The 12,975-nt window shown below is 65.6% G+C and carries 11 protein-coding genes; 3 read left to right on the top strand and 8 right to left on the bottom strand.

Annotation, left to right across the window (positions count from 1 at the left end):
- Positions 1-62: 62 nt before the first annotated feature.
- From AC2T4A_RS20640 to AC2T4A_RS20655, 4 genes are all read right to left on the bottom strand, one after another.
- Complete coding sequence (locus AC2T4A_RS20640; protein WP_486741660.1) at positions 63-1,502, bottom strand: short-chain fatty acid transporter; 1,440 nt, start codon at positions 1,500-1,502, stop codon at positions 63-65.
- Between the two features lie 255 nt (positions 1,503-1,757).
- Positions 1,758-2,939, bottom strand: coding sequence for an acetyl-CoA C-acetyltransferase (locus AC2T4A_RS20645; RefSeq protein ID WP_486741661.1), 1,182 nt, complete (start codon positions 2,937-2,939; stop codon positions 1,758-1,760).
- Between the two features lie 114 nt (positions 2,940-3,053).
- Positions 3,054-3,710, bottom strand: coding sequence for a CoA transferase subunit B (locus tag AC2T4A_RS20650; RefSeq protein ID WP_138523896.1), 657 nt, complete (start codon positions 3,708-3,710; stop codon positions 3,054-3,056).
- 146 nt (positions 3,711-3,856) lie between these two features.
- The gene (locus AC2T4A_RS20655) at positions 3,857-4,552 is read right to left on the bottom strand and encodes a CoA transferase subunit A (protein ID WP_416750673.1); all 696 of its coding nucleotides are present in this window, start codon (positions 4,550-4,552) and stop codon (positions 3,857-3,859) included.
- Positions 4,553-4,679: 127 nt separating this feature from the next.
- Here AC2T4A_RS20655 and AC2T4A_RS20660 point away from each other — a divergent pair, with 127 nt between their 5' ends.
- Positions 4,680-5,582 carry a LysR family transcriptional regulator gene (locus AC2T4A_RS20660; protein ID WP_416750675.1) on the top strand — a complete coding sequence of 301 codons (903 nt, stop codon included), beginning with the start codon at positions 4,680-4,682 and terminating at the stop codon, positions 5,580-5,582.
- A gap of 228 nt (positions 5,583-5,810) precedes the next feature.
- Here the strand turns inward: AC2T4A_RS20660 and AC2T4A_RS20665 are convergent, their stop codons facing one another.
- Positions 5,811-6,551, bottom strand: a complete 741-nt coding sequence (locus tag AC2T4A_RS20665) for an IclR family transcriptional regulator (RefSeq protein ID WP_486741662.1) — start codon at positions 6,549-6,551, stop codon at positions 5,811-5,813.
- Between the two features lie 99 nt (positions 6,552-6,650).
- Here AC2T4A_RS20665 and hmgA point away from each other — a divergent pair, with 99 nt between their 5' ends.
- Together hmgA and fahA are read left to right on the top strand one after the other, a co-directional pair.
- Complete coding sequence (hmgA, locus tag AC2T4A_RS20670; RefSeq protein ID WP_486741663.1) at positions 6,651-7,943, top strand: homogentisate 1,2-dioxygenase; 1,293 nt, start codon at positions 6,651-6,653, stop codon at positions 7,941-7,943.
- Position 7,944: 1 nt separating this feature from the next.
- The gene (gene fahA / locus AC2T4A_RS20675) at positions 7,945-9,249 is read left to right on the top strand and encodes a fumarylacetoacetase (RefSeq protein WP_486741664.1); all 1,305 of its coding nucleotides are present in this window, start codon (positions 7,945-7,947) and stop codon (positions 9,247-9,249) included.
- 351 nt (positions 9,250-9,600) lie between these two features.
- Here the strand turns inward: fahA and AC2T4A_RS20680 are convergent, their stop codons facing one another.
- The 3 genes from AC2T4A_RS20680 to feaR all read right to left on the bottom strand — a co-directional run bounded on the left by AC2T4A_RS20680 (position 9,601) and on the right by feaR (position 12,825).
- Positions 9,601-11,091 carry an aldehyde dehydrogenase family protein gene (locus tag AC2T4A_RS20680; RefSeq protein ID WP_416750683.1) on the bottom strand — a complete coding sequence of 497 codons (1,491 nt, stop codon included), beginning with the start codon at positions 11,089-11,091 and terminating at the stop codon, positions 9,601-9,603.
- A 16-nt stretch (positions 11,092-11,107) separates the two neighbouring features.
- Positions 11,108-11,512, bottom strand: coding sequence for a c-type cytochrome (locus tag AC2T4A_RS20685; RefSeq protein WP_478377913.1), 405 nt, complete (start codon positions 11,510-11,512; stop codon positions 11,108-11,110).
- A 395-nt stretch (positions 11,513-11,907) separates the two neighbouring features.
- Positions 11,908-12,825: a transcriptional regulator FeaR gene (gene feaR / locus AC2T4A_RS20690; protein WP_138523879.1), complete on the bottom strand. Its 918-nt coding sequence runs from the start codon at positions 12,823-12,825 to the stop codon at positions 11,908-11,910.
- Between the last annotated feature and the right edge of the window lie 150 nt (positions 12,826-12,975).

The raw sequence follows: 12,975 nt of genomic DNA on the forward strand, positions 1-12,975 counted from the left end.
CAGAAAAAAGCCCGGATGTCTCTCGACCTCCGGGCTTGCTGCTGCAGGGGCCGAATGCGTGGTTACGGCTGGACCGGCGGCAGGTATTGCAGGGTCGTACCCAGCGCCCAGAGCAGGAACAGCACCAGCGGGATGTGCACCAGCAACTGGACGAAGCTGAAGCCGATCAGGTCGCGGGCCTTGAGGCCCAGCACGCCCAGCAGCGGCAACATGTAGAACGGGTTGATCAGGTTCGGCAGCGCCTCGGCGGCGTTGTAGATCTGCACCGCCCAGCCCAGGTGGTACTGCAGCTCATTGGCCACCTGCATCACGTACGGCGCCTCGATGATCCACTTGCCGCCGCCGGACGGGATGAAGAAGCCCAGCACCGCCGAGTACACGCCCATCAGCAGCGCGTAGGTGTCATGGGAGGCGATCTGCACGAAGAAGGTGGAGATGTGGTGGGCGATGGTCGAACCGTCGCCACCCTTCACCGTGGTCATGATCGCCGCGATGGAGCCGTACAGCGGGAACTGGATCAGCACGCCGGTGGTGGTCGGCACGGCGCGGGCCACGGCGTCGAGGAAGTTGCGCGGACGCCAGTGCAGTAGCGCACCGACCATGATGAACAGCAGGTTGTAGGTGTTCAGCCCGGAAATCGCGGTGATCGCCGGCTTGGTGCTGAACTCGTGGAACAGCCAGCCTCCGGCCAGGGCCACCAGCATGAGGATCAGCAGCGGGCTGTGCTCCAGCCATTCGCCGGGACGCGTCGCCTTGGGTGCGCTGGGCGGGGTGAAGCTGACGTCCACGCCGCAGGCCTTGGCATCGCGGGCGCTGCCGGCGCCAGGCGCGGTCATGTAGGCAATCACCAGCGACACCAGCACCAGGGCCAACAGCATCACGCCGGACTGCCAGAGGAAGATGGTTTCGGTAAACGGGATGACGCCAGTGATCGCCAGGATCGACGGCGGCAGGCTGGCCGGGTTGGCCTGCAGCTGCGCGGCGGACGACGACAGGCCCAGCGCCCATACGGCGCCCAGGCCCAGGTAGGCGGCAGCGCCGGCGGCGCGGTAGTCCATCTTCAGGTCTTCGCGGCGCGCCAGTGCGCGCACCAGCAGGCCACCGAACACCAGAGACAGGCCCCAGTTGAGCAGCGAAGCGAGCATGGAGATCAGCGCGACCCAGGCCACTGCCGAGCGGCCGTTCTTCGGCACGCGGGCAAACAGGTCGATGAGTCGGGAAGCCGGGCCGGAGCTGGCAACGACATAACCACCGATGACCACGAAGGCCATCTGCATGGTGAAGGGAATCAGGCTCCAGAAGCCGTCACCGAAAGCCTTGGCGGTCTCGGTGGCAGGTGCGCCGATGGCCAGGGCAGCGAGGGTGACGATCAACACCGCGAGTGCGGCGAAGACCCAGGAGTCGGGGAACCAGCGTTCGGCCCAGTTGGAACAAGCCATGGCGAAGCGCGCCGAACGGCTGTCCTGCAGGGCTGTGCCGGAGGTGTGTACGTGGGAAGTCATAATGGTCTACCTCGTTGTTCTTGTAATGGTTCATCGTCGAGCGGGGCTTGTGGCAATTCCCGTTCTGGAATGAAAAACCGCCCGGCCTGCGTGGGGCCGAGCGGTGACGCAAGGGCTTGCCGGCGCCGGGGGACGCCGAAAACCGTGGAGGGATGTCGTCTGTCGGTGTGCCCACCTCCCATCCCGCCTGCCGGAACGGCATGGATAGATGCCGCCCGGCGCTCGCCAATTGGTCGTTGTTCGCGTGTTCCCCGATCAGTCGCGCACGAGGGCCATTGCAACACCTTGGCCACCGCCGATGCACAGGGTCGCCAGACCCTTCTTCGCATCGCGGCGGAGCATCTCGTGGAGCAGCGTCACCAGCACGCGGGCGCCCGATGCGCCAATCGGATGGCCAAGGGCAACGGCGCCGCCGTTGACGTTGACCTTCTCGGCGTTCCAGCCCAGCTCCTTGCCGACCGAGAGTGCCTGCGCGGCGAACGCTTCGTTGGCCTCGATCAGCTCGACGTCATCCAGGCTCCAGCCTGCCTTCTCCAGGCAGCGACGGGTGGCGGTCACGGGGGCGATGCCCATGATCGACGGATCGACGCCACTGCTGGCATAGGCTTGGATGCGTGCCAGAACCGGCAGGTTCAGACTCTTCGCACGCTCGGCACTCATCAGCAGCACGGCGGCGGCGCCATCGTTGAGGGTGGATGCGTTGCCGGCGGTGACGGTGCCGTCCTTCTTGAAAGCCGGCTTGAGCTTGCCCAGGGACTCGGCGGTGGTGCCGGCGCGCGGCTGTTCGTCGGTGTCGAAGGACAGCGGATCGCCCTTGCGCTGCGGGATCAGCACCGGGGTGATCTCGTCCTTGAAGCGGCCCGCCTCGATGGCCGAGGCGGCCTTCAGCTGGGATTGCGCGGCGAAGGCGTCCTGCGCCTCGCGGCTGATGTCGAACTTCTCTGCCAGGTTCTCGGCGGTGATGCCCATGTGGTAGTCGTTGAAGGCATCGATCAGGCCGTCACGCAGCAGGGTGTCCTGCAGTTCTGCGTGGCCCATGCGCAGGCCGGTGCGCGCCTTGGGCAGCACGTAGGGCGCGAGGCTCATACTCTCCTGGCCGCCGGCGATGATGGCCTCGGCATCGCCACAACGGATCGCCTGGACGCCGAGGAACAGTGACTTCAGGCCGGAGCCGCAGAGCTTGTTGATGGTCATCGACGGCACTTCCACCGGCAGGCCCGCGCCGATAGCAGCCTGGCGTGCGGGGTTCTGTCCGGCGCCGGCGGTGAGCACCTGGCCGAGGATGACTTCGTCGATCTGCTCTGGCTTGACGCCGCTGCGCTCAAGCAGCGAGCGGATGACCAGGCTGCCCAGTTCGTGGGCGGGAATGTTCGCCAGGCTGCCCTGGAAGGCGCCGATGGCGGTACGGGTGGCGGCGACAATGACTACGTCTTGCATGGGTTTCACTCCAAAGCTGGCCTTATCTGTAGGAGCGAGCTTGCTCGCGAACTCTTTTGCTCCGGAGTCCGGGCGGGTTCGCGAGCAAGCTCGCTCCTACAAAGGATCACTGGGTCAGAAGGTCATTTCCTTCACATCGTCCGGCACGATGAGGCGGCCGGCGGTCTTCTCGGCGATCTCGGCTACGCTCACGCCCGGCGCGGTCTCGCGCAGGATGAAGGCGCCGTCCTCGATCTCCAGGTAGGCCAGGTCGGTCAGCACCTTGCGGATACAGCCGGCGCCGGTCAGCGGCAGCGAGCAGCGCTCCAGCAGCTTGGACTCGCCATCCTTGGAGGCGTGGGTCATGGTGACGATGATGTTGTCCGCGCCGGCCACCAGGTCCATGGCGCCGCCCATGCCCTTCACCAACTTGCCGGGGATCATCCAGGAGGCGATGTTGCCCTGGACGTCCACTTCGAAGGCGCCCAGCACGGTGAGGTCGACGTGGCCGCCGCGGATCATCGCGAAGGATTCGGCGGAGGAGAAAATCGACGCGCCTTTCACGGCGGTCACGGTCTGCTTGCCGGCGTTGATCATGTCGGCGTCGACGCTGTCTTCGGTGGGGAACGCACCCATGCCGAGCAGGCCGTTCTCCGATTGCAGCATCACTTCCATGCCCTCGGGCACGTAGTTGGCAACCAGGGTCGGAATGCCGATACCCAGGTTCACGTAGAAGCCATCCTGCAGCTCGCGCGCCACGCGCTGAGCCATTTGTTCGCGGGTAAGTGCCATGGCTGAATCTCTTCTCTTGTTCAATGCGGTTGAAGATCGAGCGAGCTAGCGACTGGCTAGGCGGATTTGAAACGAGTACGCGGAGTTCAGATGCCCTAAATGAGCAGGCCTCGTTTCCCGCCGCCAGGCCGACGCGCAGCCGATCCTTAGCGAGTCGTGCGTTTCTCGATGCGCTTTTCGAAGGAGCCCTGGATGATGCGGTCGACGTAGATGCCGGGAGTGTGGATCTGGGTGGGGTCCAGCTCGCCCGGTTCGACGATCTCTTCCACCTCGACGACGGTGATGCGGCCCGCGGTAGCGACTACCGGATTGAAGTTCTGCGCGGTGTGGCGATAAATGACGTTGCCGTAGTGGTCGGCCTTCCAGCCCTTGACGATGGCGAAGTCGCCGGTGATGGCGCGCTCCATCACGTAATGGCGGCCGTCGAACTCGCGCACTTCCTTGCCGTCGGCGACCGGGGTGCCGTAACCGGTGGCGGTGAAGAAGGCCGGGATGCCGGCGCCGCCAGCACGAAGTTTTTCCGCCAGGGTGCCCTGCGGGGTCAGTTCGACCTCCAGTTCACCGGACAGCAGCTGTTGCTCGAACAGGGCGTTCTCGCCAACGTAGGAGGCGATCATCTTGCGGATCTGGCGGTCCTCAAGCAGCACGCCGAGGCCGAAGCCGTCGATGCCGCAGTTGTTGGAGACCACGGTCAGGCCTTTCACGCCCATCTTGCGAATCTGCGCGATGAGGTTTTCCGGGATGCCGCAGATGCCGAAACCGCCCGCCAGTACCGTCATGTCGTCGGTAAGCCCGGCGAGGGCTTCCTCGTAACTGCCTACACGCTTGTCGAGTCCTGCCATGTTGCTGCTGCCTCTTTCTTATTTGGGGTATCCGACCAGCCGGTCAGAGAGCGAATGCAGCTTCACCGGCAACGACTGATTTGTTAAGTTTGTTTTTCCAATTTATTGATTTGGAATCCTAATCAATATGACCGTGAAGCAGTTGCGCGCATTCCTCGCCGTGGCCCAGAGCCTGAGCTTCGCCCAGGCCTGCGAGCGCTTGCACCTGTCGCAACCGGCGCTGAGCCTGGCGATCAAGAGCCTCGAAGACTCCCTCGGCGGCCAGTTGCTGGTGCGCACCACCCGCAGCGTGGCGCTGACTCCCGAGGGCGAGACACTGCTGCCGCTGGCTCGCCGCCTGCTGGCGGACTGGGACAACGCGGAGGAAGTGATGCACCAGCACTTCACCCTGCAACTGGGCAAGGTCTCCATCGCCGCCATGCCCTCCTTTGCAGGCAACCTGCTGCCCGCCGTGCTGCGCACTTTCCGCGACCGCCACCCGAAAGTGAACGTGGCCGTGCACGACGTGATCAACGAGCAGGTGCTGGAGATGGTGCGTAACCGCCGTGTAGAGCTGGGCATCGCCCTGGAGCCGGACAGCCTCGACGGGCTTACCTTCACGCCCTTCTACACCGACCGTTTCGTCGCGGTGCTGCCGGCGGATTCAGCGCTGGTGAACCAAGCTCGGATCACCTGGGAGCAGTTGCTGGAAGACCATTTCATTACCTTGCAGCGCCCGTCGGCCGTGCGTCTGCTACTGGAGGACCAGCTCCTGTCACGACACGGAAGGCTGCCGGTGGCCTTTGAAAGCCACCAGTTGGTAACCGTGGGCCGGATGGTGGCCGAAGGGCTGGGCGTCAGCGCCGTGCCGCGCCTGTGCCGGCAGCAGATGGAGGAGTTGGGTGCGCGCTGCGTGGCGCTGGAAGAACCCCGCATCGAGCGCCGCGTTGGCCTGTTCTGCCTGGCGGAGCACAAGCTCTCCAGCGCCGCGCAGGCGCTGAGCGATGTGCTGGTGAACGCAACGGATTGGGCGGGATTAGAACGGGAATGAAATTTACCTGTAGGAGCGAGCTTGCTCGCGAGCAGCTTCACGACGGGGCTGGTTCGCGAGCAAGCTCGCTCCTACGACTGCCCTCTCCCTGAAGGGAGAGGGGACTGTCTGGCGTGCGCTGTTAACACCGCGCTCGCTGGCTGACTCTGAGTCAACGCCTCGCGCCGAACGGCTCCCTCTCCCTTCAGGGAGAGGGCTGGGGAGAGGGCACGCCCGAGCACCGAAACCTTAGACAGTCAAACCTCTCCCCCCCATCCGCAAACTGACCTCCCGCGCCGTCTCCAGCAGTGCCTGCGCCGCCTCACCCTGGAGTTCTGCAGCAAAGCTCGCCTGCGAACCCACCAGGGTAATCACCCCCGCCAACTCCTGGCCGGTCTTGAACAGCGGCACCGACAGCGCGTTCACCCCTGGCATCAATAGCCCGTGGATCGCACAAAGCCCTTCCGAACGGATGCCATCCAGAATGCTCTGATCCGCCCCCTCCTCCAGCCCGGCCTTGTACGCCGCGAACACCAGCCCAGTGGACGAGCCGTGCAGCGGCAGCACCGAGCCGACCTGGGTCACCAGCGTGACCATGCCCTGGGCCGGCTCGACCTGTACCACGGTCGGCCCGTGGCTGCCCCAGATGGCCAGGAAGCAGGTCTGCCCCAGCTGATCGCGCAGATCGGCCAGCACCGGGCTGGCCAGCTTCACCACATCCAGCCGACGAATCGCCGCGAGGCCGACATACAGAGCCTCACGGCCCAGCCCGTAATGATTGGTCAGCGGGTCCTGCTCGGCGAAGCCGCTGGCGATCAGCGCCTGCAGGTAGCGATGGACCTTGGCCGCCGGCATGCCCAGGTACTCGCCCAGGCGCTTGAGCGAGGTGCTCGGCGCGAGATCCGCCAGGGCCTTGAGAATCTGCGTGCCGACCTCGGCGGACTGCACCTTGGTGCCCTTCGTCGGGACGGAGTCTTCTGCGTCGTTCATGGTCTTCAACTTAAAGGAACTCCCGGACGGACTTGACGGCCCGCCGACACGAAATTACGTTAATCGTAATTCAATTACGATAACAAGAGTAAAGCCATCATGACCGCCTCTCCTGCCTACCAATCCGGATTCGGCAACGAATTCGCCAGCGAGGCCCTGCCGGGAGCCCTGCCCGTGGGCATGAACTCGCCGCAGCAAGTGCCCTTCGGCCTCTACGCCGAGCAGTTCTCCGGCACCGCCTTCACTGTTCCGCGCAGCGAGGCCCGGCGCACCTGGCTGTACCGCATACGCCCGTCCGCCGCGCACCCGCGATTCGAGCGCCTGGAGCGGCAGATCACCGGCAGCGCCCTCGGCGCGGTCACGCCCAACCGCTTGCGCTGGAACAGCTTCGCGACGCCCGAGGAGCCTACCGACTTCGTCGACGGCCTGCTATGCATGGCCGCCAACGCCGAGGCGGAGGCCTGCAGCGGCGTCAGCCTGTACGCCTACCGCGCCAATATTTCCATGCGCCGGGTGTTCTTCAACGCCGATGGCGAGCTGCTGATCGTGCCCCAGGCCGGCCGCCTGCGCCTGGTCACCGAGCTGGGCGTGCTGGAACTGGAGCCGCTGGAGATCGCCGTGATTCCGCGCGGCATGCGTCTGCGCGTCGAGCTGCTGGGAGCCGAAGCAGCCGGCTATGTAGCGGAAAACCATGGCGCTGCGCTGCGCCTGCCCGACCTGGGCCCCATCGGCAGCAATGGCCTGGCCAATGCCCGCGACTTCCTCGCCCCGGTGGCGCACTACGAAGATGTGGAAGGCCCGGTGCAACTGGTACAGAAGTTCCTCGGCGAACTCTGGGGCACCACCCTCGATCATTCGCCGCTGGACGTCGTCGCCTGGCACGGTAACAACGTGCCCTACAAGTACGACCTGCGCCGTTTCAATACCATCGGCACGGTGAGCTACGACCATCCGGACCCGTCCATCTTCACCGTGCTGACCTCGCCCAGCGACACCCACGGCATGGCCAACATGGACTTCGTGATCTTCCCGCCGCGCTGGATGGTGGCCGAAAGCACCTTCCGCCCGCCGTGGTTCCACCGCAACCTGATGAACGAGTTCATGGGCCTGATCCAGGGCGTGTACGACGCCAAGGCCGACGGCTTCGTCCCCGGCGGCGCCTCGCTGCACAACTGCATGAGCGCCCACGGCCCGGACAACGCTACCACCGTGCAGGCGATCGCCGCCGACCTCAAACCCCACAAGATCGACCAGACCATGGCCTTCATGTTCGAGACCGGCCGCGTGCTGCGCCCCAGCCGCTTCGCCCTCGACTGCCCGCAGCTGCAGCGTGACTACGACAGTTGCTGGAGCGGCATGCAGAAGACCTTCGACCCTTCCCAGGAGCAGTAACATGAGCGGCGCCCACAACACATCGAGTTGGATCGAATCGGCCAACGGCCACCCGGACTTTCCCCTGCAGAACCTCCCCCTGGGTGTGTTCAGCCCGCCGGGTGACTCGCCCCGTGGTGGCGTCGCCATCGGCGACTACATCTTCGACCTGAAAACCGCCTGCGAGACCGGTCTCTTCCACGGCGCCGCGCATCAGGCTGCGCTGATTGCCAGCGGCGACAGCCTGAATGCCTTCTTCGCCGCCGGCCCCACCGCCCGTCGCACCCTGCGCGAGGCGCTGACCCACCTGCTCAGCGAAGGCAGCGGTGAACAGAAGCGCATGGAGCAACTCGGCGCCGCGCTACTCAAGCCCCAGGCCGCGTGCCGCATGCACCTGCCGGCCAAAGTGGGCGACTACACCGACTTCTACGTCGGCATCCATCACGCTAAGAACGTCGGCAAACTGTTCCGTCCGGACAACCCATTGCTGCCCAACTACAAGTACGTGCCCATCGGCTACCACGGCCGCGCGTCCACCATCGTGCCCTCCGGCAGCGAAGTACGCCGCCCCAACGGCCAGACCCTGCCCGCCGGCCTGGACGTGCCGGTGTTCGGCCCTTGCGCGCGGATGGACCTTGAGCTGGAACTGGGCATCTGGATCGGCCAGGGCAACGACCAGGGCAAGGCAATCCCGATCAATGCCGCGTCGGGGCACATTGCCGGCTTCTGCCTGCTCAACGACTGGTCCGCGCGTGACGTGCAGGCCTGGGAATACCAGCCACTGGGGCCGTTCCTGTCGAAAAGCTTCGCCACCAGCGTGTCGCCCTGGGTGGTCACCGCGGAGGCGCTGGAGCCCTTCCGCGTCGCCCAGCCGGCCCGCCCGGAAGGCGATCCGCAGCCACTGCCGTACCTGTACGACCAGGGCGACCAGCAGCACGGCGCGCTGGATATCGAACTCGAAGTCCTGCTGCACACCGCGCGCATGCGCCGCGAACACCAGAGCGCGGAACGCATCGCCCTGAGCAACACGCTGAACATGTACTGGACCGTCGCGCAGATGGTGGCGCACCACAGCGTCAACGGCTGCCGCCTGCAAGCGGGCGACCTGTTCGGCTCCGGCACCCTCTCCGGCGAAACCCCGGACAGCTTCGGCAGCCTGCTGGAGCTCACCGGCGGCGGCAAGCAGCCCGTGGTGCTGAGCAATGGCGAGGAACGGCGCTTCCTCGAAGACGGCGACGAGATCATCCTGCGCGCCCGCTGCCGCCGCGACGGATATGCCTCCATCGGCTTTGGCGAGTGCCGTGGGCGGATCCTGCCGGCGCATTGAGGCCGCCGCGCCAGCCTTATCCGCCGGATCGCCGGCGCGCGTTGCGCGTTCGCGGGCATGCCCCTACAAGGAGCACCTGCTCTTCGTAGGAGCGAGCTTGCTCGCGAACCGTCCCAGCTGCGTTGCCGTCGGTTGTTCGCGAGCAAGCTCGCTCCTACAGAGCCCCACCGAATTGCGCGCAAGAACGGCGGTTCGCGAGCACGCTCCTACAGAGCCCCCCCGAATTGCGCGCAAGAACGGCGGTTCGCGAGCAAGCTCGCTCCTGCAAGTCCAATCTTGTCCACTTCCCGCGCAAAAAAAACGGGCCCGAAGGCCCGCTGCTAAACGAGGGTGTTGCTCTCTCACTATCAATCAGTGTGCGATGCACACCGATTTGATCTCGGTGTAGGCCTCGACCACGGCACGGCCGAACTCGCGGCCCATGCCCGACTGCTTCACGCCGCCAAAAGGCATGCTCGGATCGAGCAGGACGTGGGCGTTGACCCACACGGTACCGGACTCGATGCGCGGCACCAGGTTCATCGCCTTGGACAGGTCGTTGGTCCACAGGCTCGCGCCCAGGCCGTATTCGCTGTCATTGGCCATCTCGATGGCCTGGTCTTCGTCGTCGAAAGGCAGGACTGCCAGCACCGGGCCGAAGACTTCGTCGCGGGCCACGGCCATCTGCATGGTCACGTCAGCCAGCACGGTGGGCTGCACGTAGAAACCGCTGCCAGCGATCTGCTCGCCGCCGCAGACGATGCGCGCGCCCTGCTCGCCGGCACGGGCGATGTGGTCGAGTACGCTGCGCTGCTGCTTGGCGGATACCAGCGGGTTGATCTGCGCGCTCGGGTCCATGCCCTCGCCCAGGCTCATGCCGGCTACTGCGGCGGCCAGCTTTTCGACGAACTCGTCATAGCGCGAACGGTGCACGTAGAAGCGCGAGGCCGCAGCGCAGACCTGGCCGTTGTTCAGCAGGCCGCCCAGCAGTGCGCCCTGCACGGCGTTGTCGATGTTGGCGTCGGCCAACACGATCATCGGGTTCTTGCCGCCCAGTTCCAGGGCAAAGCGGGTCATGTTCTGCACAGCGGCCAGGCCGACGCTGCGACCCACGGCGGTGGAGCCGGTGAAGGAGACCTTGTTGATCAGCTTGTGGCTGGCCAGGCCGCCACCGATGCGCGGGCCGTCGCCGGTCACCAGGTTGAACACGCCGGCCGGTACGCCGGCCTCGAAGGCCAGTTCGGCCAGACGCAGGGCGGTCAGCGGGGTTTCCGAAGCGGGCTTGATCACCACGCTGTTGCCGGTGGCCAGCGCCGGAATCAGCTTCCACACGGCGATCATCAGCGGGAAGTTCCACGGCACGATGCCGGCCACCACGCCCACCGGCTCGCGGCGGGTGTAGGCGGTGAACTTGGCGCCGGGCGGCAGCGGGATGGAGACATTCAGCGACTGGCCTTCGATCTTGGTCGCCCAGCCGGCCATGTAGCGCATGAATTCGACAGTGGCGCCCACGTCCAGCATGCGAGCGATGTTGATCGACTTGCCCTGGCTGAGGGTTTCCAGCTGGGCCAGTTCTTCGCCGTTGGCTTCCACCAGGTCGGCGAAGCGCAGCAGGATGCGCTCGCGGTCGGCCGGGCGCAGGTCGGCCCAGACGCGGGACTTGAACGAAGCCTGGGCGGATTTCACCGCACGGTCGAGCAGGTCGGTGTCGATGTCGGCGACGCTGGAGATTGCCTCGCCGGTGGCCGGGTTGAGCACGTCGGTGCGGGCACCTTCGGGCACCACCCAGGCGCCGTCGATGAAGCAGCCGTGCTTGCGTGCGAGGAAGGCAGCGACCTGAGGCAGGGTCTGTGTGACGTTCATGGTCTCTCCTGAAAGATCAGTGCTGCTGGCTCAGCCAGCAGGTGAGCGCCCGCCGCTCGGCCGCGTCGGCCAGGCCTGCGAAGGGCATGTAGGTTCCCGGCACGGCGGCCTGGGGCTGGCTGACGAATGCGTCGAGGTTGTCGCGCGACCAGGCCGCGCCCTTGCCCTTCATCGCCTGGGAATAGCTGAAGCCGGCGAGCGAGCCGGCCATGCGACCGACCACGCCATGCAGGTTGGGGCCCATCATGCCGGGACCGTCGGCCTTGGCGGTGTGGCAGATCGAGCAGTCGCGGGCGAAGACGGTCTCGCCCTGCTGGGCATCGCTTGCCGGGCAGTCGCCGGCGAACGCCAGGACCGGTTGCAGCAGTGCGCCGGCCAGCATCAGGCCAAGGGCGCCGAATCGGAGCTTGTTGCGGGACATCGGGAAATCACCTTCGAGTACAGCTTGCGGCCGGATGGCGCGCGTCATCGAAGGTGATTGTTGCCAGCGGCGCTGGGAAGGGTCTTTTCCTCTGTGCCAGTCGTGTTGGCGGGAGTGCCAAGGTGGCGCTCAGGTGATGGGGGTCATTGTCCGAAAACGTTCGCGAGCAAGCTCGCTCCTACGAATAACACCCGCTCACGCCCTGTAGGAGCGAGCTTGCTCGCGAACCCGCACGGCACGGTGCAACCTGGCAGAACACTGCGCTCCAGACATCCCCCAGGAGGTCAGTCGAGCGAAATGCTGCAGACGCGCGTCAACGCAGGATGGCGCGGAGCGCAGCGATACCCATCATTGGCGGCAAGCAGCCGCTTGGGTATCGCTGTCCACCGTCAGAATCAATTCGCGTAACGCTTGCGGTACTCGCCCGGCGAAACCCCGAACCGGCCCTTGAACGCCGTGGAGAAGTAGCTCGAATCGGAGAAGCCCCAGGCATAGCCGAGCGCCGACAGCTTCTGCTCGAACTGGGCGTTGCGCAGGGTTTCGGCGCAGAAGTCCAGGCGGCGGTTCTTGATGTACTGCGCCACCACCAGGCCCTTCTTGGCGAACATGCGGTACAGGCCGCGCACCGAGATGCCCACCTCACGGGCGATCAGCTCGGGGCAGAGCTCTTCGGCGCCGATGTGCTGGTCGATGAAGGCCGTGGCCTTGCGGAACATGCGTTCGTGGTTGTCCTGCTCGGCGTCCTGGCTGGCCAGCGCGGGGCGCAGCAGGGTCACCAGCGCGTCCAGGGTCGCCTCGCTTTCCAGCATGCCGAGGCTTTCCTGCTGGCTGGTCTCGACGATCAGGCGGTTGGCGAGCACGGCGATCGGCGAGCTGGCCGGGATCTTCGACGCGCAGGTCACTTCCGACATGCGCAGGCCGCGCTCGATCACCTGGCGCGGCAGGATCAGCGAGAGCTGCCGGGATTCCTCCAGGTAGGTCATGTCGCTGGGGCGGCTGGCGTCGATCAGGCTGATGTCGCCACGCGACAGCTCCACGCGGTTGTCGCCCTGCTCCAGGCGCGAGCGCCCTTCGAGCTGGAACACCGCGTAATAGTGCCCGCCGGCACTGGAGCCGACTTCCTTGCTGGTCCGGTACAGATGCACCTGGGCCATGTCGACCACGGAAAGCTTGATCGCACCGCCCTGGTATTCGCGCAACCGTCCATGGAACTGGGGGCCGAGGGTGCGCGCATCGAAACGACCGCACGCCCGGTTGACCTGTCCCAGCCACGCCTCGAAAGCGTCATCCCTCAATGTCGATGAAGAATTCATGACCTGCAAAGCCTCACACGCATTGTTTGTTGTTATTCAGCGACGGCCTCCAGGGCCTGTCGTCATCGTTCGCGGCGCCCTCTAAACGCAAGGTCGCACCGCGCTGTCTCCACCCTGCAACCGCAGCGTTGCAGAGCGGGAGGCATTTTT

This window comes from Pseudomonas sp. PVC-3-1, assembly GCF_057444315.1.

Coding starts and splice junctions, on each gene's coding strand:
- AC2T4A_RS20685 (WP_478377913.1), bottom strand. CDS start 11,512: ATGTCCCGCAACAAGCTCCGATTCGGCGCCCTTGGCCTGATGCTGGCC.
- AC2T4A_RS20640 (WP_486741660.1), bottom strand. CDS start 1,502: ATGACTTCCCACGTACACACCTCCGGCACAGCCCTGCAGGACAGCCGT.
- AC2T4A_RS20680 (WP_416750683.1), bottom strand. CDS start 11,091: ATGAACGTCACACAGACCCTGCCTCAGGTCGCTGCCTTCCTCGCACGC.
- AC2T4A_RS20665 (WP_486741662.1), bottom strand. CDS start 6,551: ATGAACGACGCAGAAGACTCCGTCCCGACGAAGGGCACCAAGGTGCAG.
- fahA (WP_486741664.1), top strand. CDS start 7,945: ATGAGCGGCGCCCACAACACATCGAGTTGGATCGAATCGGCCAACGGC.
- feaR (WP_138523879.1), bottom strand. CDS start 12,825: ATGAATTCTTCATCGACATTGAGGGATGACGCTTTCGAGGCGTGGCTG.
- AC2T4A_RS20655 (WP_416750673.1), bottom strand. CDS start 4,552: ATGGCAGGACTCGACAAGCGTGTAGGCAGTTACGAGGAAGCCCTCGCC.
- AC2T4A_RS20660 (WP_416750675.1), top strand. CDS start 4,680: ATGACCGTGAAGCAGTTGCGCGCATTCCTCGCCGTGGCCCAGAGCCTG.
- AC2T4A_RS20650 (WP_138523896.1), bottom strand. CDS start 3,710: ATGGCACTTACCCGCGAACAAATGGCTCAGCGCGTGGCGCGCGAGCTG.
- hmgA (WP_486741663.1), top strand. CDS start 6,651: ATGACCGCCTCTCCTGCCTACCAATCCGGATTCGGCAACGAATTCGCC.
- AC2T4A_RS20645 (WP_486741661.1), bottom strand. CDS start 2,939: ATGCAAGACGTAGTCATTGTCGCCGCCACCCGTACCGCCATCGGCGCC.